25 protein-coding genes are annotated in these 22836 nt (G+C 43.4%); 9 read left to right on the top strand and 16 right to left on the bottom strand.

The genetic code is table 11. The annotated features are described in order from the left end of the window. Nucleotides 1-126 precede the first annotated feature (126 nt). A complete protein-coding gene (locus LWP20_RS16655) occupies nt 127-639 on the top strand; it encodes a hypothetical protein (RefSeq protein ID WP_242929310.1) in 513 nt (170 codons plus the stop codon). 162 nt (nt 640-801) lie between these two features. Here the strand turns inward: LWP20_RS16655 and LWP20_RS16650 are convergent, their stop codons facing one another. Beyond that, nucleotides 802-1992, bottom strand: a complete 1191-nt coding sequence (locus LWP20_RS16650) for a sensor histidine kinase (RefSeq protein WP_242929309.1) — start codon at nt 1990-1992, stop codon at nt 802-804. A 294-nt stretch (nt 1993-2286) separates the two neighbouring features. On the opposite strand from LWP20_RS16650, the gene LWP20_RS16645 reads away from it, so the two are divergent. Next, complete coding sequence (locus LWP20_RS16645; RefSeq protein WP_242929308.1) at nt 2287-2922, top strand: SRPBCC family protein; 636 nt, start codon at nt 2287-2289, stop codon at nt 2920-2922. Between the two features lie 92 nt (nt 2923-3014). On the opposite strand, the gene LWP20_RS16640 is transcribed toward LWP20_RS16645, so the two are convergent. The 3 genes from LWP20_RS16640 to LWP20_RS16630 all read right to left on the bottom strand — a co-directional run bounded on the left by LWP20_RS16640 (nt 3015) and on the right by LWP20_RS16630 (nt 6656). Then, the gene (locus LWP20_RS16640; protein WP_242929307.1) at nt 3015-4547 is read right to left on the bottom strand and encodes a S8 family peptidase; all 1533 of its coding nucleotides are present in this window, start codon (nt 4545-4547) and stop codon (nt 3015-3017) included. A gap of 682 nt (nt 4548-5229) precedes the next feature. Beyond that, a complete protein-coding gene (locus LWP20_RS16635) occupies nt 5230-6078 on the bottom strand; it encodes an alpha/beta fold hydrolase (RefSeq protein WP_242929306.1) in 849 nt (282 codons plus the stop codon). A gap of 368 nt (nt 6079-6446) precedes the next feature. Continuing rightward, nucleotides 6447-6656: a hypothetical protein gene (locus tag LWP20_RS16630; protein WP_242929305.1), complete on the bottom strand. Its 210-nt coding sequence runs from the start codon at nt 6654-6656 to the stop codon at nt 6447-6449. Between the two features lie 509 nt (nt 6657-7165). Here LWP20_RS16630 and mscL point away from each other — a divergent pair. Both mscL and LWP20_RS16620 read left to right on the top strand, forming a co-directional pair. Then, a complete protein-coding gene (gene mscL / locus LWP20_RS16625) occupies nt 7166-7600 on the top strand; it encodes a large conductance mechanosensitive channel protein MscL (RefSeq protein WP_242929304.1) in 435 nt (144 codons plus the stop codon). Between the two features lie 181 nt (nt 7601-7781). Further along, the gene (locus tag LWP20_RS16620) at nt 7782-8078 is read left to right on the top strand and encodes a hypothetical protein (RefSeq protein ID WP_242929303.1); all 297 of its coding nucleotides are present in this window, start codon (nt 7782-7784) and stop codon (nt 8076-8078) included. A 224-nt stretch (nt 8079-8302) separates the two neighbouring features. Here LWP20_RS16620 and LWP20_RS16615 read toward each other — a convergent pair whose 3' ends face one another. Together LWP20_RS16615 and LWP20_RS16610 are read right to left on the bottom strand one after the other, a co-directional pair. Further along, nucleotides 8303-8494: a cold-shock protein gene (locus LWP20_RS16615; protein ID WP_242929302.1), complete on the bottom strand. Its 192-nt coding sequence runs from the start codon at nt 8492-8494 to the stop codon at nt 8303-8305. 422 nt (nt 8495-8916) lie between these two features. Beyond that, the gene (locus LWP20_RS16610) at nt 8917-9600 is read right to left on the bottom strand and encodes a hypothetical protein (protein WP_242929301.1); all 684 of its coding nucleotides are present in this window, start codon (nt 9598-9600) and stop codon (nt 8917-8919) included. Nucleotides 9601-10046: 446 nt separating this feature from the next. Between LWP20_RS16610 and LWP20_RS16605 the strand changes: the two genes are divergently transcribed. Further along, nucleotides 10047-10757 (top strand): helix-turn-helix domain-containing protein, encoded by a 711-nt coding sequence (locus LWP20_RS16605; protein WP_242929300.1) that lies wholly within the window; start codon nt 10047-10049, stop codon nt 10755-10757. A gap of 28 nt (nt 10758-10785) precedes the next feature. On the opposite strand, the gene LWP20_RS16600 is transcribed toward LWP20_RS16605, so the two are convergent. Then, on the bottom strand, nt 10786-10995 hold the full coding sequence (locus LWP20_RS16600; RefSeq protein WP_242929299.1) for a response regulator transcription factor: 210 nt from the start codon (nt 10993-10995) through the stop codon (nt 10786-10788). A gap of 265 nt (nt 10996-11260) precedes the next feature. Between LWP20_RS16600 and LWP20_RS16595 the strand changes: the two genes are divergently transcribed. Next, nucleotides 11261-11707 (top strand): hypothetical protein, encoded by a 447-nt coding sequence (locus LWP20_RS16595; RefSeq protein ID WP_242929298.1) that lies wholly within the window; start codon nt 11261-11263, stop codon nt 11705-11707. A 120-nt stretch (nt 11708-11827) separates the two neighbouring features. Then, on the top strand, nt 11828-12103 hold the full coding sequence (locus tag LWP20_RS16590) for a hypothetical protein (protein WP_242929297.1): 276 nt from the start codon (nt 11828-11830) through the stop codon (nt 12101-12103). 151 nt (nt 12104-12254) lie between these two features. Here LWP20_RS16590 and LWP20_RS16585 read toward each other — a convergent pair whose 3' ends face one another. Both LWP20_RS16585 and LWP20_RS16580 read right to left on the bottom strand, forming a co-directional pair. Then, nucleotides 12255-12581: a hypothetical protein gene (locus tag LWP20_RS16585; protein ID WP_242929296.1), complete on the bottom strand. Its 327-nt coding sequence runs from the start codon at nt 12579-12581 to the stop codon at nt 12255-12257. A 194-nt stretch (nt 12582-12775) separates the two neighbouring features. Further along, nucleotides 12776-13813: a COX15/CtaA family protein gene (locus tag LWP20_RS16580; RefSeq protein ID WP_242929295.1), complete on the bottom strand. Its 1038-nt coding sequence runs from the start codon at nt 13811-13813 to the stop codon at nt 12776-12778. A gap of 182 nt (nt 13814-13995) precedes the next feature. On the opposite strand from LWP20_RS16580, the gene LWP20_RS16575 reads away from it, so the two are divergent. Next, nucleotides 13996-14442, top strand: coding sequence for a nucleoside deaminase (locus LWP20_RS16575; protein ID WP_242929294.1), 447 nt, complete (start codon nt 13996-13998; stop codon nt 14440-14442). A gap of 82 nt (nt 14443-14524) precedes the next feature. Here the strand turns inward: LWP20_RS16575 and LWP20_RS16570 are convergent, their stop codons facing one another. The 3 genes from LWP20_RS16570 to LWP20_RS16560 all read right to left on the bottom strand — a co-directional run bounded on the left by LWP20_RS16570 (nt 14525) and on the right by LWP20_RS16560 (nt 16879). Next, nucleotides 14525-14947: a hypothetical protein gene (locus LWP20_RS16570; RefSeq protein WP_242929293.1), complete on the bottom strand. Its 423-nt coding sequence runs from the start codon at nt 14945-14947 to the stop codon at nt 14525-14527. Nucleotides 14948-15114: 167 nt separating this feature from the next. After that, nucleotides 15115-16275, bottom strand: coding sequence for a DmpA family aminopeptidase (locus LWP20_RS16565; RefSeq protein ID WP_242929292.1), 1161 nt, complete (start codon nt 16273-16275; stop codon nt 15115-15117). Nucleotides 16276-16426: 151 nt separating this feature from the next. Continuing rightward, complete coding sequence (locus LWP20_RS16560) at nt 16427-16879, bottom strand: hypothetical protein (protein WP_242929291.1); 453 nt, start codon at nt 16877-16879, stop codon at nt 16427-16429. A 467-nt stretch (nt 16880-17346) separates the two neighbouring features. Here LWP20_RS16560 and LWP20_RS16555 point away from each other — a divergent pair, with 467 nt between their 5' ends. Then, nucleotides 17347-17685 (top strand): hypothetical protein, encoded by a 339-nt coding sequence (locus LWP20_RS16555; RefSeq protein ID WP_242929290.1) that lies wholly within the window; start codon nt 17347-17349, stop codon nt 17683-17685. Between the two features lie 257 nt (nt 17686-17942). Here LWP20_RS16555 and LWP20_RS16550 read toward each other — a convergent pair whose 3' ends face one another. The 4 genes from LWP20_RS16550 to LWP20_RS16535 form a co-directional block, all read right to left on the bottom strand. Then, on the bottom strand, nt 17943-18590 hold the full coding sequence (locus tag LWP20_RS16550; protein ID WP_242929289.1) for a DUF3347 domain-containing protein: 648 nt from the start codon (nt 18588-18590) through the stop codon (nt 17943-17945). A gap of 314 nt (nt 18591-18904) precedes the next feature. Next, nucleotides 18905-20104, bottom strand: a complete 1200-nt coding sequence (locus LWP20_RS16545; protein ID WP_242929288.1) for an efflux RND transporter periplasmic adaptor subunit — start codon at nt 20102-20104, stop codon at nt 18905-18907. Between the two features lie 75 nt (nt 20105-20179). Continuing rightward, on the bottom strand, nt 20180-21487 hold the full coding sequence (locus tag LWP20_RS16540; protein ID WP_242929287.1) for a heavy metal-binding domain-containing protein: 1308 nt from the start codon (nt 21485-21487) through the stop codon (nt 20180-20182). A gap of 91 nt (nt 21488-21578) precedes the next feature. Further along, the gene (locus LWP20_RS16535) at nt 21579-22808 is read right to left on the bottom strand and encodes a TolC family protein (protein WP_242929286.1); all 1230 of its coding nucleotides are present in this window, start codon (nt 22806-22808) and stop codon (nt 21579-21581) included. Nucleotides 22809-22836 lie beyond the last annotated feature (28 nt).

Genomic DNA, 22836 nt, shown 5'->3' with positions numbered 1-22836 from the left:
TAAGTAGAATCACATTTCATACTTCAGTCCATTAAGTTGCTTTGTAAGCCCCTTCACAACCTTTACCATTGAATGCTTTATTTCAATTAAGCATAGTACTGCCACCAATACACCAAAATAAAACGAATGAAAAAAGTAACGTTAGCACTGGGCCTTTTTATGGCCGCCCTTGGCACACAGGCGCAGCAAAAACCAAAACAAGCTAAACCCTCTAAAGAATTGATCAGTTATTTTGCTGGCAACTGGACCGGCGAAGGGAAATTTTCGAACGGGAAGCCTATTGCCGCTGATCTTTCTTTCACACCTTCCCTGGATAGCAGTTGGGTAGAATATAGGCACATTGATAAAGTGCCTAATACCTATAAAGCCACCTCGTGGTGGGGCCTTGATGCACAGAGCGGAGAGTTTGTGGCTTACGTTTTTGATAACTTCGGTGGCCATCGCAAGTTTACCGGCGACGGCTGGAAAAATGGGAAATTAACCTTGACTTTCAGCCAGGAAAATAAAGGAGCAAACCCAACGCTGCAGCATTTTATTTACGAAAAGCTTTCAGAGAAACCTTTTAAAATGACGTTTGAAGTAAGCAAAGATGGTACTACCTGGCGCATGGTAGATTACCTGGTATTTCAGAAAATATAGTTTTTGGACATGCTTATTAGCTGATGGTTAATAGTATAATCTCTGTAGTTTAGAGGGCACATTAGTTGAGTTCGGAAAAGAGTTTTAACAGCTAGTCAAATAAAGCTGCGGCAAGTATAAAATCCGCCTTAATTTTTTGGGCGGGTTTTATACTTGTATTTTTTACTCCGGATTCAGTTCAATGGTATTTGTGCCTACCTGCATAATGGTGCTGCCATCTGTAGCGCCTTGTTTATACTTGATGCCGTCCGGATTTTGCGTGCGCTTTTTTTCTGAATTATACTTAGGCCATTTAAAGCTAAATGCGGCTCCACCTAAAGGGCTGTCATCCACATTTATACTTCCGCCCCTGTTTTCTATTATCTTTTTTACTACGGCCAGGCCAATACCCTGCGAATCTATGTGGTCTATTGAGCCTTTACGGAAGAGGTGGAATATTTTTTTACGCAGCTCTACCGGCACGCCCGGGCCATTGTCTTCAACCGTAATGCAATGATACCTGCTGGTTTCTTTAGAATGGATGGCAAGTACAGGTGCTTCCTTGTCGTTATACTTTACCGAGTTGGTGATCAGATTTAAGAACACCTGTAATATCTTGGTTCTGTTGCCTCTTATAACAGGAAGCTGGCCTTGGGTATCCAGGTGAAAACGGGACGGAAGATGTACCAGTTTAAACACTTCGTCCAGCGTTTCATTTAAGTCAACCACATCGTCTTCGCACTCGCTGATACCTGCCTTGGAGTAAGCAGCTACGCCCGATATTAGTCCTGACATGGCTTCGAGGCTGCTACGCAGCGCCTGAATGTAACGGTCTAACTTTGCGCCTTTTTCTTTCGGCAGCTCTCTTGTCATCAGGTGCACTAGGGCATGTATATTAATAAGAGGTGCTTTCAGATCATGGGAAATAATATAACTGAAGCGCTCCAGCTCTGCGTTAATAATCTCCAGTTGCTCGTTTTTCTTCAGCAGCCTGCGTTCCAGTTCTTTTTTATCCGTTATATCACGTATCGTAGCAATTACGAGTGGCACGTCGCGTAAGGTAATAGGGGCAAGGGCAACGTCAACATCTATCTCTTCCCCAAATTTTTTCTGGCCATATAAGTGCATGCCTTCACCCATTTTCCTGACGGAAGGCTGCTCCATATACTTTTTAATATGCTCGCTGTGCGCTACCCGGTATTGCTGTGGTATAAGCATAGCTAGCTCGCGCCCGGCCAATTCTTCCAGTTCATACTCGAAGAGCAGCGTTGTATTATGGTTAGCAGTTACAATATGGCCCTGCTGATCTATAACAATGGTAGCATCCGGTAGTATATTTATCGATTGCTGAATAAAATTCAGGGATTTCTTCATAAATAATAAGCGTAAGGCTGCAATAGATATTATCTAAAACTGCCCTTCAATCATTTGTAGTAAAGGATATTGTAGATATTTAACTTGCTTTGAGGTAAAAAGTCAACGCGCAGGGTACGTAATTAATTCACGTAAACACAAAAATAAACAAGTTTGTATTGGTAAAGGTATACGTTATATTCTATGTTTGGTCGCATTTTAAATGATATATTATAGACTTTAAGTAAGATAAGTTATTAATTACTTTATATCCGCGATAGCGTATACTTTATAATATTAACTTAAAACTACTTTATGGCAGTATCTAAAATTGCCAGGAACACAGCCTTAGGAATTGGCGGGTATATGGCCATACTTAGCCTGGCACGTAAATGGCACTTACGCTGGGGCGCTACCGATGACGAATTAAAGCAGCCTTTGCCTGGAGATGAGCTGATGGCTTATGCCAGTGCCACACATGCTATCACTATAAATGCCCCTGCTGAGGCAGTATGGCCCTGGTTGGTGCAGATAGGGCAGAACCGTGCAGGTTTTTACAGTTATACTTTTTTAGAGAACCTGATAGCGGCAGATATTCATAATGCAAACCGCATTGTGCCCGAGTGGCAAAACCTGAAAGTAGGGGATAAAGTACGGTTGGCTACCGGCAAAGTTTACGGCGATTTCCCTTTGTTACCTGTTGTGGCTTTGGAGCCTTACCGGCATCTTGTGTTAAAAGGCTGGGGTGCTTTTGTTTTGAAACCTATAAATGCGCACACCACGCGGCTGATCATTCGCTCGCATGGGCAGCCTGAAGAGAGCATAACTAAAAAAGCACTGGATTTCCTGATTTTCGAACCAATACATTTTATAATGGAGCGCCGCATGCTACTAGGCATTAAGGAACGTGCCGAGCGCGAATACCAGACAGTATCTGGTAACATGATGTAATTGTTTAACACAAGTATACTTCATTTTAAAAGAAAACACCCTGCAGGATGAAGATCAAGTTCCTGCAGGATGTTTTATAAGTTAGTTATACTTTAGTAAGCATTAGAAACAGCGCGTAAGGCGTTAACTCTGCCATAACCAAAGTATGGATCTCGGCCAGGTTTGCCTAAATCGTCGGCAGATGCGCGGAGAGCAGCTGTTACACGGGCCGGGTCCATTTGCCCACCGTTTTTGCCAATAATTAATGCGGCTACACCTGCAGCATGGGGCGATGCCATACTTGTACCTGCCGACCAGTAATAAGATGCTCTGCCTGGTGTTAAGTTGCTGCCAGTGCTGAATACATAATCAAACACAAACACATACTGTAAAATACCTCCGATCCTGGCGATCTCATTTCCCGGGTACATGCCGTCACCGCCTGGAGCAGCAAACTGCACATCAGCTGTACCATAGTTGGAGTAAGAAGCCAGGTTATCCATAGAAGTACTGGCAGGGTTATTAGCCCAGCCTATAGGTGCTGTAGCCGATATAGAAAGCACATTTGTAGCGCCCGACGGAATGTGTACCAAAGACTGGTCTGCGTTGCCATTATTGGCTTCATTGCCAGCCGATGCAATAATTGTAACGCCGTTTTTAGTAGCATAATTGGTTACCCGGTTTATGGCTACAAACAGTTCCTGCACAGCTTTGGTATCCTGCTCAATAAAGTCGTCTGATGGGTCGTTAGGAGTGGCGTTATCGTTCAGGAACCTTCCGTTGCCCGGAATGGCAGCACCTAAGCTCATATTAATTACATCGGCACCTTGCTGGGTAGCATGCACAATACCTTCAATCATCCAGGAGAAAGAACCAGAGCCAGAATCTTGGAGCACTTTTACAAGTATAAGCTGCGCTTCTGGTGCTACACCTATCGTTCCAAAACCATTATCGGCTGCGGCAATAGTGCCTGCTGTATGGGTGCCATGGCTGAAAGGGTCATTTAACTTGTAAGACAGCTCTTCTCCTATAACAAAATTCTTACTGGCAGCCAGATCAATGTTTGCCTGCAGATCAGGGTGGTCCAGGTCGAAACCGGAGTCCAGGACTGCCACACGTGCGCCTTTGCCACGCGCACCAGCATTCCAGGCGGCCGGTGCCTGTATGGCGGCGTGGCCCCACTGCAGGTCAAAATAGGTATCGTTATCTCCGCTGGCTGGCGGGTTACCATAATCTTCCAGGGCTACAGCTTTCTGGCTTTCAGGTTTATACCATTGTATGTTAATGTCGCGCACCACAGAGCGCACACCGGCAATTTTACGGGCTTTGTCGGCAAAAGCAGGGTCGTCGGAGTAAACGGTGGCAACGCCGGCCTGTGACATCAGGTTAGTTACCTGGCCATTAGCAGCAGCCAATTTGTTTTCGAGTCCGGCCGGAAGTCTCTCTTCTGACGAAAGTACGATGTAGTGTTTAGAGCGGAATGAAACATTGGATGGAACTGTACCATCGGTTGCAGCATTAACTGCATTCTGGCTCAAGCTCGCATCCGGTGCCATATCGTTTTCCTGGCTACAGCCAAAGAGACCTGCAAATGCAAATAAAAACGGAACAACGAGCCCGGTCTGGGTAAACTTTTTGCTATCCATACTACAAGGGTTAAGGTGAATGAAAATATGAAAATAGATTTAGTGCTTATGAATTTACCAGTGTGATGAATTGGTGTGAAGTATGATACGGCTATTTCGGGCTATTGACGGAAAGGCTTCTCAGGATTGGTTAGTATTCTATGTGAACGTCTAGAATTATCAGGTGAAACTTCGTAATTATCATGTTAAAAAAGCAGCTGGATAATGCATCCTGTGTTCTGAAAACAGTATAATGACGTTTGAGTGATCTATTTTTGGCTTGGATTGGCGCTACTAAGTTATATGCCTGTTAAACGTGCAGGCTTTGTTAAGTGAGCATTTACTGATCGTAAAATCTTAGATACTGATTGGTATTAGTTTACCTATTCTCCGTTCATATTCTGAATGTCGTATTTATACCTTTTGTTATTTCGATGATAGGAGAGATTTGATATAGTTTTATAAGTAGCGGCAAACTCCCCACCTTAAACTAGTGAGAACGCGAGTTCGAAACTAGCGAGCGTAGCTCTGAGGGGCGAGGTTGGTTGGCCCATGGTAACTATAGAACTACTACCTCAACTAAACCAAAAGCAGAACCGACCCCCGAGCGTCCTCCAGACCTCGGAGCGTCTTCCATGGTAGTAGCTGTTAATCTGTGTTTAGATGCTCCGAGGTGGCAAGCACGCTCAGATGTCTGGGGCTTTTACTTCTCGCTTTTTGCGCGGCAGTATTCTACAAACTCCACCAGTTTTGCGTCAAAATAACGACTGTTCTCCAGTTGGGGCATGTGGCCGGCATCGGGTACTATAATGGTATGGCCGGTGTATTTGGGTACGTCCAGGTTTTCGAGGTAGGTTTTGTCGCCCAGCTGGTCTTCTTCGCCGGTTATCAGGGCCAGTGGCACGGAGGCTTGCTGCATCAGGGCTATTTCGTCCTGGTAGTTGCCATCGTTTATACTTTGCGCCAGCACCTTGCGCGCCCTTGGGTCGGTGTTTTTGTAATCTTGGGCCAGCGTGTTGGGTGTTTTCGCGTTTCGTTCAGCAAAAAAATAATGGGCGTAGGTTTCCAGTTCTTTATCATCGGCCTGCTCTTTCAGTATCGTTCCCAGCACATCGGTTCTTTCCTCCAAAAAAGCATCTGCCAGGTCGTCGGGGCTGTTGGCTACCGCCGTGTTCACAATCATCACCCCGATACAGTTCTTTAAAGCTGGCAGCGCCTCTATGGCCACATTGCCACCAAGCGAGTAACCGGCAATCACATACTTTTCGTTTGTTAGCTGCGGTATCAGTTCGGCAAGAGTGTGGGCATAACCCGGCAAGGTATAGTTGCTTTCCGGTTCCTCAGACCACCCCGAGCCGCCATGCCCCGGCAACTCCACAGAAATAAGATGGTACGGCTGCAGCGCCTCGCTTTCCAGTTGCTTCTTCCATACCTCACGCGACATAGATATGCCATGTAAAAGTATGATAGCCGGCGAGCCACCTTTGCGTTCTTCTATGTGCAGGTTGAGTTTTTGTAGCGGGTAATTCTGGGATAAAACTGCATTTGCCATACTTTTTATAGTTTAAGTGTAACTTATTAATATACAGGCATTAACAAGTGTGGTTGTAGGCTTGCAGTTATTTTAAGGTATGGCCGGTTGCAGGCTGGCAAGTTGCGTGCAGGTAAGTGTAAATCAACTTATAAGTATATGGTATGCCGGTAGCTGTAAGTATGAAAACTATGGCCCTGACTTTTATTCCTGTATTTGTCAGGCTAATACTTCAGATTTTCCTGGCAGAGATATGGCAGGTGTGCCCACGGCATAAACAAACACAAACCTCTTCAAACCAAAACGGCCCGCATAGGCGGGCCGTTTTGGTTATTTAACTATTTAGCAGTAACAGAAGCTGCAAAAGCATGGCTTCCGGATGTTTTAATTTACTGCCATTTTATATCAATTCTGTTTAGACCAATTTTGTAAAGCTTTGCAGAAAGCGAATTAATCTCTGACTTTTTGGACATTGTCGTAGAGTCTGCTGTTAGGGTATCACACTTAACTTTAGCGGAAGCGATCAGCGTGCGTAAGGCCTGAAGCTCATCCAAGCTGATTTCCACAGTTGTTGTCAATTTCGTTTTCTCTTGCTTCATAGTAGTTGTGTAATATCTCATAGTGTACAGGTTTTAATCGTAACCCACCCCGAATAGAAAAAATTCCATTTGTTGTAACCATTTTAAAATGATTTCGTAAAACCTGCATTTTTGTCAAAAAGCGCTTATAAAGCTGTTAAAGGCTATATTTGAATTCCGGAACATACCTATATACCGGAGTTTTAGGCTGTTATAAAAATTGTACTCAGCAATTATCATTTGTTATACTTCAGATTCTGTATCAGATTCGGAATTCTTCTGTTGCCTTAACGAGAAATAAACAGCTGAAATGAATTAGGAGGTTTGAAAAGACTGTAAGGTATAACCTTCCAGAATAAGAAAGGCCAGGTGATAGCTTACTCTTGCTTAAAGCTCTGAAAATAAAACAAGTATACTATATTTACGTAACCCGATACTAGCTTAAAGCCGCAGCAGGAAGTCATGGTTTAGGAGGTGCTTTTAAGCCTGAATTACTTAACCAACCAATAACCTCTTAACTAAACTTACTTATGGGAATGCTGAAAGAATTTAAGGAATTTGCCTTGCGTGGCAACGTCATGGACCTTGCCATTGGTGTAATTATAGGCGCTGCATTTGGCGGGCTGGTTAACTCCGTGGTAAACGACCTGATCATGCCACTAGTAGGCGCACTTATCGGAGATATGGATTTCTCTGACCTTTACGTACCGCTTTCATCAGAAGTGCCTGCCGGCCTAGCCCTGGAAGAAGCCCGTAAACTAGGTGCCGTATTTGCCTGGGGTAATTTTATTACGGTGCTTTTAAACTTCATTATCCTGGCCTTTATCATTTTCATGATCGTAAAGGCCATGAACCGCATGATGCGCAAAAAAGCAGCTGCCCCGGATGTACCACCGGCACCAACCAAAGAAGAAGTTCTGCTTACCGAAATGCGCGATTCATTAAGACAGATAGCATCCAGGTAAATTTTATACACTATACTTTATCAGTCAGTCCTCTGGTTTTTAAAAGCCAGAGGGTTGTTTGTTTTAAGTATAAATCACCTGCATAATAACCAAAGGCATGCATTTTAACAAAGCCATCGCATGCGCGTAAATTATTATACTTATAGTTTATGTTGGTTTTGTTAAAAGAAGGGGAGTTGTTATGTATATAGTTCGGGATATTTTCTATTTGAAGTTTGGCCATTTCCGTAACGCGAAAGACTTGCTCGACCAAGCGCTGAAAAGCAACCTGATGCCGAAGGCCCAGCACATGCGCGTGCTTTCTGATTTTACTGGAGATGCGTATCGCCTGATATTTGAAGAGGGACACAGCACACTAGCTGATTACGAGCGCACCCTCGGTGAAAGTATGCGCACTGAAGAGTGGCAGAAGTGGTATGTAGATTTTAAGCAACACATAGATAGCGCCCACCGCGAGATTCTGAAACTGGTAGAGTAAAGTATAATTGGCTTATACCTTAAGCTGCCTGCATGGATAAAATGTTGATCCTGATCCGTGCCATTCCCTCACTTTATTTGGGCTATCAGTTTAAGTATGTTGTTTAGAGCTTGTCATGAAAACTGGACAAAGCCTAAAAGAAAAGCAGCAAGACATTTAAAATAACGGGTAACAAAAAAGCCTTACACAATGTGTAAGGCTCTTTGCTGTGCTGTATGTATAAACTAAACTAGTTTAACATTAACTGCGTTTAGTCCTTTTTTACCCTCTTTTAGCTCGAAAGTAACTTTATCGTTTTCTCTGATCTCGTTTACAAGACCTGTAACGTGTACAAAATACTCCTGGTTAGAGTCTTCGTCTGTGATAAAGCCAAACCCTTTAGAGTCGTTGAAGAATTTTACTGTTCCTTTGTTCATGATATTTTGAAAAATTATACTACTAAGACGTTTAAAGATGCACAAATGTTCACTCTGTTCTATATCTTTTTTTGAATATTTATGAAAATGTGCCTTTAAACGGCTGTAGGCTATAAAATATTTTTAAATTTTTATGAAGTATTGATTTTTCAAGTGCAAGTCTGCTGAAAAAACTTCTTTACAGCTTCAGTAATCGAAGGTTTTTCCTGCTTATAACAAGTGGGGAAGGTAGCCAAACAGGCAGGCCGTTTCATTTATACCAGTAAAGCTTCTGAAGTAATAAAGCAAGCCGAGCACAGATAGAATTGGTGGCACAAAAAAAGCAGGAGCAACAATTGCCGCTCCTGCTTTAGTTATTCTTTATTAAAGTATAAGAAATGTGCCTTGTAAAAGTATAAAAGCACGCTGCTTAATTCTGTTACTTATACTTGCGGGTTTTTGCGAAGGCGCGCCAGTTCCTGATTAAGCTCTTCGATGCGGTTCATCTCAGTTTGCAGATCGCGCTTAATTTTAAGTTCGCGCTCGCGGGCACTCTTCTTGTATTCGTTCAGTTCCTGGTCTATTTCGTTGTAGGCGCTTTGTTTTTCTGTAGCTATACGCTTGCTGCTCTTATACTGCAGTAACACTACAGCTAATGCAATAATCAGGGCAAGTATAATGCCGGCTGTTAGTAATACATAAAATTGCTTCTGCATGTCCATACCAAGTACGGTAAGGCTGTTTACATCATGCAGGCTTTGCTTTACCTGCTGGTCTTTCTGGGCATTTTCCTGCTTAAGCTGCTGCAGTTGGGTGTTTTGCTCCTGTATAGTTTTGCGGGCCTCAGCCAATTCCAGCATCGCCGATTTTTGTCCTTTCAGAATGCCTTGCTCTGTTTCTTTTATAGTTTGCTGCACATTGTCCCAGAAAGCGTTCAGGGTTCTTACATTTATTACCTTATACTCCTGGTTTTTTTCGCGGTACGAATTTGCATTCGCTTTCAGGTTATTAAACTGGGTAGAAAGTGTGCTTGGCGCAGTAGTACCTTTTTGAGCTGGTTGTTGTGCCTGGCTGGTTGCAGCTACAAGCAAAAACATACAAAACAAGGGATAAAAAAGTGCCTTCATGTGATGATTGGTTGTAAAGAATTAGGTTGTGGTTAGTGTAAATATAACAAAAATTACGCTTATGTGGTCAGCAAAAGCTTTTAAATAGGCATTGCCTATTTGCGGCAGGCCTTCTCTACTAACTATCTAACCACTCCCTTTATTATAAAAATTGTAGCTTTTGTAGTTTACCTGCTTTATAAGCTGCAAACATATGTTGTGGTTTTATAGTTCTTTTGCTTCATAAACAGCGCTTTAACTCAGGCTGTCAGGCCAATTTCATACTTGCTGAATAGGATCACTTCTTTACAGATTCTCTTTCCTTTATTTCAATATTAATGTCCAGTTACCTGCAAAATTTCCATTCACTAAATATATTCCCGTTAATAGTATATTTAATATGTAATTCTTTATCTTTCTAGTGCAGCCTGTATGCAAGGCTGGTAACCAGCAGCTAATCTATACTTATGCAGCACAAAACAGACGCAGAAACTACAGCACAAAACGCTGAAACTGAACTCCTGATTGAGCAAAAGATCAGTGAGATAGCAGCTGTAGCCGAGAGCCTCCCGGGAGTTGTTATTATTCATAACCTGCAAAAAGAGCTTGCAGTAGAATATATTTCGCCTCGGGGAACCCGTGAGCTTGGCCTTAGCGTAGATGAGATCCGCAGGTTAGGTCCTGATTATCATACCAGGTTTTTTAACCCTGAAGATGCTAAAGATTACATACCTAAAGTGATAGGGCTGGTAGAGCGCAACAATGACGATGAGATCGTATCATTTTTTCAGCAGGTACGCCGTTCAGAAAAAGAGCCCTGGGCATGGTACCTGAGCACCATTAAAGTATTGCTGCGCGATTTGGAGGGCAAGCCCCTTTTAACTATAACCATGGCTTTCCCGATAGATCCGTTACACCATGTTACTTCTAAAGTGGCTCGCTTATTAGAAGAGAATAATTTCCTGAGGCTCCATTACCACTTATACAGTAACTTATCAGAGCGCGAGCAGGAAATATTGCGCCTGATGGCATTGGGCAAAAGCGCCTCTCAAACAGCTGAAGAGCTGTTTATTTCAGTATCTACCGTAGAAACGCACCGTCGTAACATAAAGAGTAAGCTAAAAACCAACTCGTTTTACGACCTTACACAATATGCCCGCGCTTTTGATCTTATCTAAAGTATAAGTATACCACTAACATTATTTCTTAACGTAGCACACCTTCGCTATAAGCCCAGCTCACAAGTTGGTAAGGATGTACAAAACCTTTTTTGCGTAACATGCTCCTGCTGTGTTTTTCTACAGTAGATTCACTTATTTTCAATTTGTCGGCAATCTGTTTAATAGTACATCCTTCTGCCAGCATAGCTAAGATTTCGCATTCACGGTCGCTCAGGATTTTTAAATTTTTTTCCATGAAAAGAATTCAATTATCAATTTTATCAGCCTCATATCATTCTCCCGTGGTTGGTTTGTTAAAGATTCAATATCAATAACTTATATGTTACAGGCAATACTTACTTTCGACGATTTTATTAAAGTCAGGTATTTCGGTTCAGGATGTTCACTAAAAAATATAACAGTATCTGGCCATTACTTCACGCTAAATTGAACACAATTAAACAGTTCTTGCGTAGTTACATTAATATAGCTATAATTAATATAAACCAAATAATGAAAGTATGCCTTTTCAGGATGACTTCACTGCTATTGTGCTAGAAGAGCACAACTTAATTTGTACTGCCTGGCTGCATTCCGTAAACAGTGCATACTTTCGGGAAGCTATGCTTTCCGCTTATCAGTGTATTAAAGATCAAAATCTAAAACTCTGGCTGATTGATAGCTCTATGCACAACCCGATTGCGCAGGACCAGAAGTGGCAGGTTGAGGAGCTTGGCCAGCTGCTGCAAAGCACAAGCCTTAAAAAAGTTGCCTTGGTGCACAATGATGATCTGCTTATAGAACTGGTGGGTGAAATAATGATAGAAAAAGCAATTCATGCGTATGGGCCACGCTTTGAGCTGCAGGCTTGCTGCACCGTACATGATGCCTTAGAGTTTCTGCTACCTGGTTATGATAGCAATTTGTTATCATATCAGCTAAAAAGTACAGCAAGCCAGCTTAAATAGCATCTACACTGCTGGTTAAAAGCCTTCAAAATTTACTTACTTTTTGTAGGTTATTGATTCTAATCATTTTTTTGCTCCTGTTAAGTGATTTACTTTGAGGTGATTACAAAGGAGGTGTGTATGAAAGAGTCTAAGAAAAGAGCTGTTCGGGAGGTACTGGGCTGCAAAATAAATGCAGATCAGGCAAAAAGGCTTTTTATAAATGTATATGAGTTTATCTTGTACAACGACACACAATGCTTTTTAGAAGTACTGGATTACCGTATGAAAATCAACCTGGCGGGCTCCGGTCCTGAAGATTATTACCTGTTAAAATACATGCTTCAGAAAATGGAGCAATACTATCCTTCTAAACTGGCGTCATTTAAACCCTGCGACCTGAAAGAAGCCGCATAAGATACTTCAGCTACACTTCTATTAAAGCTTTCAGAATTCCACTTTTTATAATGGCGAAAGTATGAAGGCGAAAGTATAAATATGTGTCAGTAGTTTCCTGGTGTAAAGCCTTTAAAACTACTTTAATTAAAAGCTGTTTTTTATACTGTTCTTAGTTCGATAAATTCTCTGATCTGTTGCTATGCTTCTGGGCTTTCTTATCGGCCTTTATTGATTTTTGATGCAATTGCACTGCTTTTTTCGCGCTTTTGGCTGCCTGGGATGCTTCTTGATCAGCTTGCTTTGCAGCTTTGTATGTTGCTTCTGCCTTTTTATATTCGGCCTCGGCTCTGGTTAGAGTTTTCCGGGTTTCTTCAGCCTTTTCTTCTTTAATTTTATATAATTCTTCCGCCTCCTGTAGTTTTTGGATTTGTGTTATTTGCGGAGGTAAAGTCTGCGCTTTTGCCTGTTGGTTTACCACAGTAGCCAGCAGTAGCATGATAAAAAGTATAGTATATGTTTTCATAGTATAAAGCTGAGATAGTTTATACTATGTTAAACGAGTGCTAACCTGATGCGGTAATGTCCTTACAGATATTGAGTTGTAATAATTTGCTAAAGCTCCAAAATTCTATTGCCGAAGTAAGAATTTACTGGCTGTTTCAGAAATAAAGTGCTGCAACCAGTTTGTTTTCAATTTAAGTTTCGCAATTTAGGCTGCAGCTGATGTACGGCAAGTACGGCAAATGCAAAAAGTATGGCTGCCACCACCTGGTGTATAACCCCCATACTTAAAGGTACAGCCAAAACCAATGTTATAATTCCTAAGCCTACCTGCACAAAAGCAGTTAGCAACAGTATACTGACGAGGTTTTTGGTATTATTAGCAGCATTACTTTTTAAAGTTTTGTTCCAGAACCAAATTATCAGAAACAGCACTGCAATCGCAAACCACCGGTGCAGAAACTGCATAAGCACACCATTTTCCATCAGATCTGCAAAAGTAAGCGTGCCATCTAACAGGTGTGCCGGCAAAATCTCACCATTCATAAGCGGATATGTGTTATAGGAAAAGCCTGCTTTTAAGCCCGCCACAAAGGCTCCAAGTATAATTTGTAGAAGTATGCCAGCCAGCACAAGTATAGATGGTTTGCGTAGCTCCGGAGTTGCGGTATCTGTTTTATTGTTTGTGCTAAGGTCGGCTGCTGTAAAAAGTATAACGCCAATAAGTGTAAGTGCCAGCAGCAGGTGGGCAGCTAACCGGAAGTGGCTTACATGCGGGTTATCAACGAGGCCGCTTTTAACCATCAGCCAGCCCATAAGCCCTTGTGCCATGCCAAGTATAAGTATAAGGAGTAATCTCTTCAACAGCCATCCTGTAAATTTTTTGGTAAGCAGGAAGTATAAAAAGGGAAGTATGAAAACCAGCCCGATAATGCGGCCAAGCAACCGGTGAGAATACTCCCAGTAGAATATGTGTTTAAATTCCTGCAACGACATGCCAGCGTTAAGCTTCTGATACTCCGGAAACTGTTTATACTTTTCAAATGCCGATTGCCAGGCTGCATCCGAAAGTGGCGGCAGCGTACCTGAAATTACATTCCACTCTACTATAGATAGCCCGGAACCTGTCAGGCGTGTAATACCGCCTATCACAACCATCACAAGAATCAGAATTGCGCCGCTTAGCAGCCAAATCACAATGGCTTTATTTTGCATCTTCTTTTGCATCGTTAAATAAATAGCAAAGTTATAGTGCGGTATACTTGCCAGAACTGATGCTTATTTTATCTGCTTGTGATTTTTATCATTGCTTGCTACTAATGTGTTGCAGGTTAATTATTACTGACGGGAAACTTTAGCAAATGCAGCTACTTTTACGTACCTGAGTTTGAATAAACAGAAACAGCTAAATGAACTATACAGACGAATTTTTACAGGCAGCCATAGACGAGGCAAAAAAAGGTTATGAAGAAGGAGGTATTCCTATCGGGTCGGTGCTGGTACATAACGGGCAGATAATAGGGCGTGGCCATAACAAGCGCGTGCAACAGGGTAGCGCTATTCTGCATGGCGAAATGGATGCGCTTGAGAATGCAGGCAGGCAACCTGCCGCTGTATACCGTGAATGTACATTATACACAACACTCTCGCCGTGCCCCATGTGCTCAGGCACCATACTTTTGTATGGCATACCGAAAGTGGTAATTGGGGAGAATAAAACCTTTATGGGCGAAGAAGATCTGCTCAGATCGAGGGGAGTAGAGGTTGTAGTAACCGATAATAAAGAATGCTATAACCTAATGCAGCAGTTTATAACAGAAAAGCCAGCACTCTGGAATGAAGATATCGGGGTTTAAAACCGGAAATCTGTTAACTGGTTTATACTTCTTTATACTATTGTAGTCAGGCTGGAAGTATAAATACTGATGTACTCATTATTTATACTTGCTCAAACAGCTCGGTAGTTTGTATATCGTTAAGTAACCATTCCATTGCTTCTTCTTCCGAGGTAAAAGTTTCGATCTCGTAATTGCTCCCAGGTATTGTAAGTGTTTTAAAAATACGTTCTGAAGCTATCTGGAAGAAGATTTCGGGGAACACAACTCTGGCAACTCTTCTGATATTGCTTCGGTCAAAAATCTCTTTCAGTTTTTCTGCCACCCAGTTTTGGTCCTGTAAAGTGGGCACGCCCAGTTTCAGGCTGTTTACAAGCAAGCGCTCTACTTTTGTATTTATAATTATCCGACCTGATTTTAATACGCCGCAACGATACTCTTTGGCTTCTACCTGCCTGAGCCACCTGATGATAGCAAGGCTGTTACCGTGATCAAGGCTGATAGATATGAAATCGTGATGGCTCATAAGCACCTAATGCCAAATTCAATTTCAGATTCTGAGAGGTGGTTGGTGCTTAGTTTGTTATACGATATGTTACTAACAGCTGGTGTTGTTTTACTAAAGAATAGATGCTGTTCAACACAAGAAGTCAAATCCCTGCTTCAGTGGAGGCACAGAAGCAGGGTGTAAATTTATTTTATTTCGAGCCTGTTATACTTTCGCATTATTTCCTGCAGGCGATTGTGTGGCAGCGCATAAATAGTGTTTCCGTTTATACCTTCCATAGTTTGGGCAGCCACAAGTGCATTTATAATTGCTTCTTCGGTTGCCTCAGCTGTTGCCTGGTAAAGCTTATCAAGCTGCTCTTTGGGTACTGACTGCCACGTTTCCAGTGTTCCTTTTGCATTAGCCTCCGGAGTACGGGTACTAAATGCCAGGAAAATATCGCCTGAACTGTTACGGCCAATACCACCTGTGCGGGCTACACCAACAGTTGCACGCTTGGCAATTTGTTTAAGTTGCAAGGGCAGGAGCGGGGCATCGGTAGCTATAACCACTATAATAGAGCCGTCTTTTTCTTTTGTTTTAATGATAGGTTTCAAATCTGTCACTTCTTGGCCGATTGGTACGCCAGCCACCATCAAATCTTTTCGTCCTCCAAAATTACCCTGCACAAAAGCACCTAGCGTATAGGTAGCTGTGTCTATTTTTATAACCCTGGATGCCGTACCGCTGCCGCCTTTAAACAGGAAAAGCGACATACCAGTACCACCGCCAACATTTCCTTCAGCAACAGGGCCACCCTTAGCTCCGTCCAGGGCATCCCATACGTCCTGTTTTTTAACATGCAGGCCGTTTATGTCATTCAGAATACCATCAAAGGTTTCACCAACAACAGGTAGTCCGAAAGAAAAGTCGAAAAGTTCGCCTTGCGAGAAGTGTTTGAAGTTCCATTCACCTATTGCATCGCGCACTACCCCAATACTATAAGTATTCGTGATTCCAATAGGGCCATAGTTAAGCCCATAATCTTCGATATAAGGCAGGCCAGTCATTTCGCCGTCGCCATTGAAACTGAACCATGCAGCAGGTACACCGGCATTTGTTTTCCCTTTCGGAAGTATAACCGTAACGCCTGTACGTACCGGGCCTTTGCCAACTTTAAGCTCGCCTTTGCCTTTAATCAGCGTTTTATACCCGACAAGTACACCAGGTACATCGGTAATGGCATTATAGCGGCCAGGCAAGCCTTCAAAAGGTATACCCAGATCGCGGGCTCTGGAGGTACTGGTCTGGGCAATTGCTGATGCCGTACAGAGGCTGAGCAAAATTACAGCTACTTGTTTTTTCATAGTGCGAGTATCGTTGTATACTCCAAAGGAAACTATAAAATACTATATATTGAAATCGAACCCGGATAAACTGCGCATGAAAGCTCTAGTAGTTTTCATGCAGTCTGCATTGTCCTTTTAAGTAAAGTATAATGGAGCTTATGTAAATACACTAACTATCGAGTTGTGTATCAGAAGATTTGAGCTGAGGGATGCGATAGTGCTGCAGATTAGGAAGAAGCCATGCAGTTGCTGTTTCTACCGAGTCAAAGAATTCAATCAGGACTGTTTTACCGAAAATACGATATGATTTATCCCGCAGCATTTCTCCTGTTTGTTTAGATGTTGGGTTTTCTGGTATTACAATAGCCATATATTTAAGGCCGCTTTGAATAAGCATAAGCGCAAAATCTTCCGATGACCATTTTTGGTCTTCCTGGCTATGTTGTGTTTGAATGGAGATGTCGTGTAACCAATGGGTTAAACCATTATTACAGATCAGTTCATAGAGTTTTTGCATGCCTTCGTGGTACTCATCGCTACTTATCTCGCGCAACCACTTGCTATAGAGCAGTTTTTTATCCCTGTCTATGTAATGAGACAAATAATCTGTAGCTGGCTCCATTCTGTATTTTTAGCTTGTTCCTGTAATCGCTCTAAAAGATATCCGGATAAACTGGATTGCGCTGACTATTGCCCGGTAGGTGATGCCCCAATCTTCCGACAAGTTACCTCTTCTCAATACTCAATTCTCTGCTTCCGCAATTATTGATTCAAGTTACCCAATTACTGATACTAAACAGATTAAGTTAAAATTAATCTCCTTAAATTCTATTAACAAACTTTAGGGCCAATATTTTTCCCTATGTAAGAAGAGATGCTTTCTGCACAACAAGCAAACCAAATTAGGCAGCAAGATATGTCTTTCCAGTATTTAATAAGTATAAAATTCATATAAAATTATTTTGCTAGAGAATATACTTTTATATAGTATAACTGCAATATAATGGTAATAAATAAATTTATTTTATAATTGTTTTGAGTTGAACTATAAGCTTTTTACCTTCGTTTCCTGAATGAATAGTATGAATTATGAACGAATTAATTAAACTTCAACAGGGTTTGCGAAACAGCAATGCCATGGTTTATAAGATGCAGCAAAATAAGCTGGCATGTTCTTTTATAAAAGGAGGTATCGTGATAGATAGCCTTTTAATAGAAGATAAAATTCTGATTTCAGCTTTGACAAAAAAAGGCGTTAATGGTATACTGGAAGGACGTAGTTTTGAAACGCTTAAGAATACGTATGATATGTTTTCGCTGCATGTGAAATCTCAGAGGCTTTTCCAGCAACTTAAGAATCCGGCAGTGGTGGAGCTTAACCCGGTGCCTGTTTACAAAGAAGTGTACAGGGAAAACGCCGTTGCTTAAATTAATTACTTAATCTCCTTAACCAGGTTTTTAAGTATAATTCTATTTCTATTGGTATAAACAGTTCATACTTGAGTTTAATAAAATAACTGCCATAGTTAAAAGCTTTCTGGCAAATAAGATTATAACCAAAAGAGGCGTACCATTAAAGTGCGCCTCTTTTGGTTGAACCAGGCTATTGGTTTATTGCCTACAGCTTATAAAAAGAAAGAGGCACCTGGATTACAGGTGCCTCTTTTGCATTAGGTTCAATATAATTACTTCTTAGTGTATATTTCTTCGTTGCTACCGCAGGTAAGCATAGCATCGCCAAAGTAAGGGTTTCTGATTTTAGAATCAGTACTTAACCAGTAAGCACCCTGATCGTTGTTAGCCATCGGGCAATGCTGGTAGTACAGTGTCTGGCTAGATACACCAAAAGCTTTTGCCAGTGCAAAAGTAGCTTCAGAAAGCAACTCTAGTTGTCCGCGTTGTGCTGCCAGGTCTGCAGATTCTGCTATTTTAGATGCGCTTTGCTTTACCTCACCAAGTTTTTCTTCTGCAAAGGTTTTTTGCTCTTCACCCAGTGCTGATACATCAACTTTTTCGGCTGCGGCAAGTATAGCTTTTGCTCCAGTTTGCGCATTCTGTGCATTTGAAGCTACAAGACCATCTTTAACCTTCATATAATCGCTTACTATCGCCTCCAACTGAGATTTTACGGGAGCAGCAGCCGACGAATAATCAGGTACTTCAACTACCACTGCTGTTGTTGTAGGTTCTACAGAGGCGCTGTCAGCATGCTCCATGCCTTCGTGCTGAGCATGATCGTTACCGGTAGTTTCCTGCTTGTTCTCTCCACAGGAGGTCAGTACAAACGCTGCAAGGGCAGCAGCTACAAACGTTTTCTTCATGATGTTTTTCATGTTTTGGAATAAAGTATAAAGTTAAAAATTGATTTGATTCATAAGTACAATAAGTATGGCCAGTACCACGGCAGAAATAACTATGACCTTCCACCATTTACTCCATTTGCTTTTAGGTTCTTCATCGCCTGTTTTGCAGCAGTCTTTCATATTAACTATACAAGTATATTTCTGATATTGATTTACCCACCCCTAACCCCTCCGAGGAGGGGAATAGTAACCTGCATTATTATTTCCCTTTTTCTATTAGGAGCAAGTATAAATCCCTCCTCGGAGGGGCAGTGGTGGGTTATTTCCAATAGTCAAAGTATAAATTAATGCTGATGGCCGGCCATCGGGTCTACGCCTTTTTTGAGCACGAACTCACTATACAGCAGGTATGCGCCCGATACCACCACTTTGTCGTTTTCCTTAAGACCGGAAAGTATAGCTACATTATCAGCGCTTTCTTCGCCAAGCGTAACCATTCGGGCTTTGAACGTATCCTTACCCGACTGCACCCAAACATGCGCACCTTTTTCGTCGCGGATTACGGCGTCGGTAGGCAAGGTAAGCGATGAACCCGTATCTGAAGGAAGTATAACGTTAGCCTGCATGCCCGGTAAGTACTGGTTGTTCGGGTTTGGCAGCTCGGCACGAAGTATGGCTACCTGGCTACCCGCCCTGAACTCGGGGCTGATGAAAGTAACTTTTGCCGTTACCGGCTCCTGGCCAAAACCTTCTACCGATACCTTGATCTCGTCGCCTTCTTTCACGTTGGGAACTTCCTGCGGATACAGCTCGGCCTCTACCCATATCTTGCCCAGTTTTCCCAAGCGATAAAGCACGCCCCCTTCTGCTACATATTGTCCTTCGGCAGCGGCTACTTCCGTTACCACACCACCTGCAGGGGCTACAAACGTAATTCTTGGACTAACCTGTCCTGTTCTGGCAAGATTGCGGATCTGGCCTTCGGTTAAGCCGTAAAGTAGAAGCTTCTTTTTGGCAGCTTCCAGAAACGAAGCAAAGCGCGGGTTTTCTTTCCCTAATTCACGGTTTTGCGCCAAAGCCAGCAGGTACTCGCGTTGCAGCGTCAGGAGTTCTTCAGAGTATAGTTCGTATAGTGGCTGGCCTTTTTTTATAGTTTGTCCGCTTTCTTTCAGGTATAGTTTTTCAATTCGTCCGGCGGCGCGACTGCTGATCACATCGGTCTGGGTTTCGTCGAGCACCAGCTTACCGGTAAGTATAGCATTGCTGCCCACAGAGCCTGACTTAACGCGTTTGGTTTTGATGTTGCCCAGCGCGATCTGACTCTCGCTCAGCATAAGCTCCCCGTTCTCTTTTCCTGACTGCGTAACCGGCACCAGGTCCATGAAGCAGATAGGGCAGGTGCCGGGTTCATTCTGCACAATTTGCGGGTGCATCGGGCAGGTATAGGTTGGCTTTTCACCCTCTGCATGTGATTTTTCTTCTGCAGAGCAGGCCGCTACAAGTATAGCAACCAGCAGGAAAAGTATGTTTATGTATCGTTTCATGTTTAATTTTGAATTTTGAATAATTGAATGACTGAATAAGATTTTGAATTATTCAGTCATTCATAAGTCAGTTATTCAATTACTAACCTTAATAAAGCTTTCGCTGTCTACCAGGAACTGTGCGTTGGTGGCGATCACATCTGTCTGTTTCAGGCCTGATGTGATCTGGATCTCATTACCTGCACCTGCGCCTGTGGTAACGGCTACTGGCTCAAATACGCCATCTACTTTCTTGAAAGCAACGGTTTTTGTTCCGATATCCAGCACAGCTGCTTTTGGTACCCATAATGCAGCTGCCGTTTTATAAGTGGCTTCGGCGCTCACCAGCTGGCCTACCATCACCTGTTTGTTGTCACGTGGCAGGTATACCCGCACTTTGGCAAAGTTCTCGCCTTCATCAAAAAACGGCTGAAAGAAATCTACTTTTGCTTCCAGTTTTTCGCCCGGCAACTGCGGGAACGAGATCACTACAGGAGAGCCTTTAGAAAGGGAACTCATCTCGCCGGCAGGCACATTAAATTCAGCCCATAGCTGCTCTGCATTTACTACGCGCACCAACGGCTGACCAACCGTTACATACATGCCTTCACGCAATTGTATAGCTTGTCCGGCTGGAGTTGCGGGTGGTGTAGTGGCTGCGGCTGCATTGCCTCCGCCCATCACGTCCATACCGCCTCCTGCACTGGCTGCTGCGGGGGGCGCTGCCATACTTGCCGTGGCTGCCGGAGCAGTTGCATTCAGGTCTATCACGTAGCCGTCATAAGGACTGTAAAGCGCAAAAGTATAGCTCTCTTCGCCGCGGCTAATAAGGCGGTTGATCTGCTCGTTGGTAGCACCGAGGTACTGCAGTTTCTGTCTGGCAGCCTGTATCAATTGCTTATCTTCCGGAGCCGACTGTACTAAGTATAAAAGTTCTTTCTGTGCTGTGATCAGGTCCGGGCTGTATATTTCCATCAGCTTCTGTCCTTTGCGGATCGGCTGGAAATTATACTTCACAAACAGCTTCTCAATGCGCCCACCCACGCGTGCCGGCACCGAGTACACCCTGCGCGGATCATAGGTGATAATGCCATCCATTTTTATACTTGCCTCTGCCGTTTTCTGCTCCGGTTTGGTAGTGGCAATGCTGGCGACTACGGTGCTGTTGGTAGGTTTCAGCAGGAAAGCCAGGTCTTCGGTTATCTCCACGCCATCGCCATGCACCGCTTTTGGCACCAGGTCCATGCCGCAGATAGGGCAGGTGCCGGGCTTGTCCTGCACGATCTGAGGGTGCATCGGGCAGGTATACTCCGTAGCGCCTGCTGCATGGTTATGGTCTTCCCCTTTGCAGGCCGCCATCAGTATAGCCAGCGCCAGGAAAAGTATGTTCAGGTATCGTTTCATGATCTAATTTTGAATGAATGAATGACTGAATAATTGAATAAGAAATAAGGAATTCATTCAGTTATTCAAAAGTCAGTAATTCATAATTAATTTATCTCTCTATCTCTTTTTCGTAGTTCACGGTCATCTGGAAGAGCGACTGAAGGATCTTCAGGTACTCCATCTGAGCCATGTTCAGCGACTCCCAGGCATCGATCACCAAAGGCAGATCGGCGTTGTTTTGCTCGTAAGCCAGCATGGTCACATCGTAGTTCTTTTTAAAAGCCGGAATGATCTTGTTGTGATAGTTGTCTGCCTGCTGGCGCATGGTGTTCAGCTCCAGGGCCATGTTGCGGGCCATACCTTGTGCTTCGTTCAGGATAGATTCGCGCTCGCGCTGCATGCTTTGTATCTCCAGGTTCATGGCTTTGGTGTTGGCCTTGTACATCTTCGACGACCAGGGCGCGATCGGTATCGAGATCATGCCCATCGCCGTGAACTGCTGCGGCATCATTGGGTCGCGCGGGTACATGTGGTCGAAGCGCAGTTTAAAGTCCGGTAATCGTTCCAGTTTCTCCATCTGCACATTGAGCTGCATCGATTCGATGGTTCTGTCGAGCTGGCGCACGTCGCTGCGGGCACCGGTCAGGTAGGTAGTATCTACAGCAAGTATGGCAGGTTCCGGTATGGTTATCGTGGTGTCAATTTTATACTTCTGGTCTTTAGGCAGATTCATCAGGGTATTGAGCTGCACGTTCTGCTGTTCGATCTGGTTGGCCGTCATCAGCTGCATGTTCTTCACTTCGTGCAGCCTGGCCTCCGCCTTGTAAATGCTGCCCAGTTTGCCCTGGCTGTAGGGGTAGCGGATTCGGGCCAGCTTCAGCATGAACTCCATAATGCGCTCGTTATCTTTCAGCACTGCCATCTGTTTCTCCAGCACCACCCAATTGTAGTAAGCGGTTTTGGCCTCAGCGCGCAGCTGGTTGTAGGTTACATCCTTTGCCGCTAGCTCAATGCCAGCCCTGGATTTCATGTACTTTTCCTTGGCCCGCAGCTTTACCGGGTTGGGCACATCCTGCTCCGCCGAAACCATGATCGAGCCCTTGTCGCGGTCTTCCATCACTTCAGCTCCCGGATAAGGATACATGAAAACACCGCCACCTACCATAGGTGTCATCCAGCTTTTAGCGCCTTCGGTATAAGCATCCATAGCTTTAGATCTCGATTCGTACATCTGCAGCATGGGATTGTTTTTGCTTATCCGCTGCAGTACGCTGTCCAGGTTCATGGTTTGCTGGGCCTGTGTGGGAAGTATAATTAAGGTATAAAGTATAGCTACCATTAACCCACCTTTGACCCCTCCGGGGAGA

This window comes from Pontibacter vulgaris, assembly GCF_022758145.1.
Taxonomy (GTDB): Bacteria; Bacteroidota; Bacteroidia; order Cytophagales; family Hymenobacteraceae; genus Pontibacter; species Pontibacter vulgaris.
This window is presented reverse-complemented; position numbering and strand designations above follow the sequence as displayed.

Coding starts and splice junctions, on each gene's coding strand:
- LWP20_RS16620 (WP_242929303.1), top strand. CDS start 7,782: ATGTATATAGTTCGGGATATTTTCTATTTGAAGTTTGGCCATTTCCGT.
- LWP20_RS16655 (WP_242929310.1), top strand. CDS start 127: ATGAAAAAAGTAACGTTAGCACTGGGCCTTTTTATGGCCGCCCTTGGC.
- LWP20_RS16555 (WP_242929290.1), top strand. CDS start 17,347: ATGAACGAATTAATTAAACTTCAACAGGGTTTGCGAAACAGCAATGCC.
- LWP20_RS16580 (WP_242929295.1), bottom strand. CDS start 13,813: ATGCAAAAGAAGATGCAAAATAAAGCCATTGTGATTTGGCTGCTAAGC.
- LWP20_RS16650 (WP_242929309.1), bottom strand. CDS start 1,992: ATGAAGAAATCCCTGAATTTTATTCAGCAATCGATAAATATACTACCG.
- LWP20_RS16635 (WP_242929306.1), bottom strand. CDS start 6,078: ATGGCAAATGCAGTTTTATCCCAGAATTACCCGCTACAAAAACTCAAC.
- LWP20_RS16585 (WP_242929296.1), bottom strand. CDS start 12,581: ATGCTACTGCTGGCTACTGTGGTAAACCAACAGGCAAAAGCGCAGACT.
- LWP20_RS16560 (WP_242929291.1), bottom strand. CDS start 16,879: ATGGAGCCAGCTACAGATTATTTGTCTCATTACATAGACAGGGATAAA.
- LWP20_RS16565 (WP_242929292.1), bottom strand. CDS start 16,275: ATGAAAAAACAAGTAGCTGTAATTTTGCTCAGCCTCTGTACGGCATCA.
- LWP20_RS16595 (WP_242929298.1), top strand. CDS start 11,261: ATGCCTTTTCAGGATGACTTCACTGCTATTGTGCTAGAAGAGCACAAC.
- LWP20_RS16605 (WP_242929300.1), top strand. CDS start 10,047: ATGCAGCACAAAACAGACGCAGAAACTACAGCACAAAACGCTGAAACT.
- LWP20_RS16575 (WP_242929294.1), top strand. CDS start 13,996: ATGAACTATACAGACGAATTTTTACAGGCAGCCATAGACGAGGCAAAA.
- LWP20_RS16550 (WP_242929289.1), bottom strand. CDS start 18,590: ATGAAAAACATCATGAAGAAAACGTTTGTAGCTGCTGCCCTTGCAGCG.
- LWP20_RS16570 (WP_242929293.1), bottom strand. CDS start 14,947: ATGAGCCATCACGATTTCATATCTATCAGCCTTGATCACGGTAACAGC.
- LWP20_RS16545 (WP_242929288.1), bottom strand. CDS start 20,104: ATGAAACGATACATAAACATACTTTTCCTGCTGGTTGCTATACTTGTA.
- LWP20_RS16590 (WP_242929297.1), top strand. CDS start 11,828: ATGAAAGAGTCTAAGAAAAGAGCTGTTCGGGAGGTACTGGGCTGCAAA.
- LWP20_RS16630 (WP_242929305.1), bottom strand. CDS start 6,656: ATGAAGCAAGAGAAAACGAAATTGACAACAACTGTGGAAATCAGCTTG.
- LWP20_RS16645 (WP_242929308.1), top strand. CDS start 2,287: ATGGCAGTATCTAAAATTGCCAGGAACACAGCCTTAGGAATTGGCGGG.
- LWP20_RS16640 (WP_242929307.1), bottom strand. CDS start 4,547: ATGGATAGCAAAAAGTTTACCCAGACCGGGCTCGTTGTTCCGTTTTTA.
- LWP20_RS16615 (WP_242929302.1), bottom strand. CDS start 8,494: ATGAACAAAGGAACAGTAAAATTCTTCAACGACTCTAAAGGGTTTGGC.
- LWP20_RS16610 (WP_242929301.1), bottom strand. CDS start 9,600: ATGAAGGCACTTTTTTATCCCTTGTTTTGTATGTTTTTGCTTGTAGCT.
- LWP20_RS16600 (WP_242929299.1), bottom strand. CDS start 10,995: ATGGAAAAAAATTTAAAAATCCTGAGCGACCGTGAATGCGAAATCTTA.
- mscL (WP_242929304.1), top strand. CDS start 7,166: ATGGGAATGCTGAAAGAATTTAAGGAATTTGCCTTGCGTGGCAACGTC.
- LWP20_RS16535 (WP_242929286.1), bottom strand. CDS start 22,808: ATGGTAGCTATACTTTATACCTTAATTATACTTCCCACACAGGCCCAG.
- LWP20_RS16540 (WP_242929287.1), bottom strand. CDS start 21,487: ATGAAACGATACCTGAACATACTTTTCCTGGCGCTGGCTATACTGATG.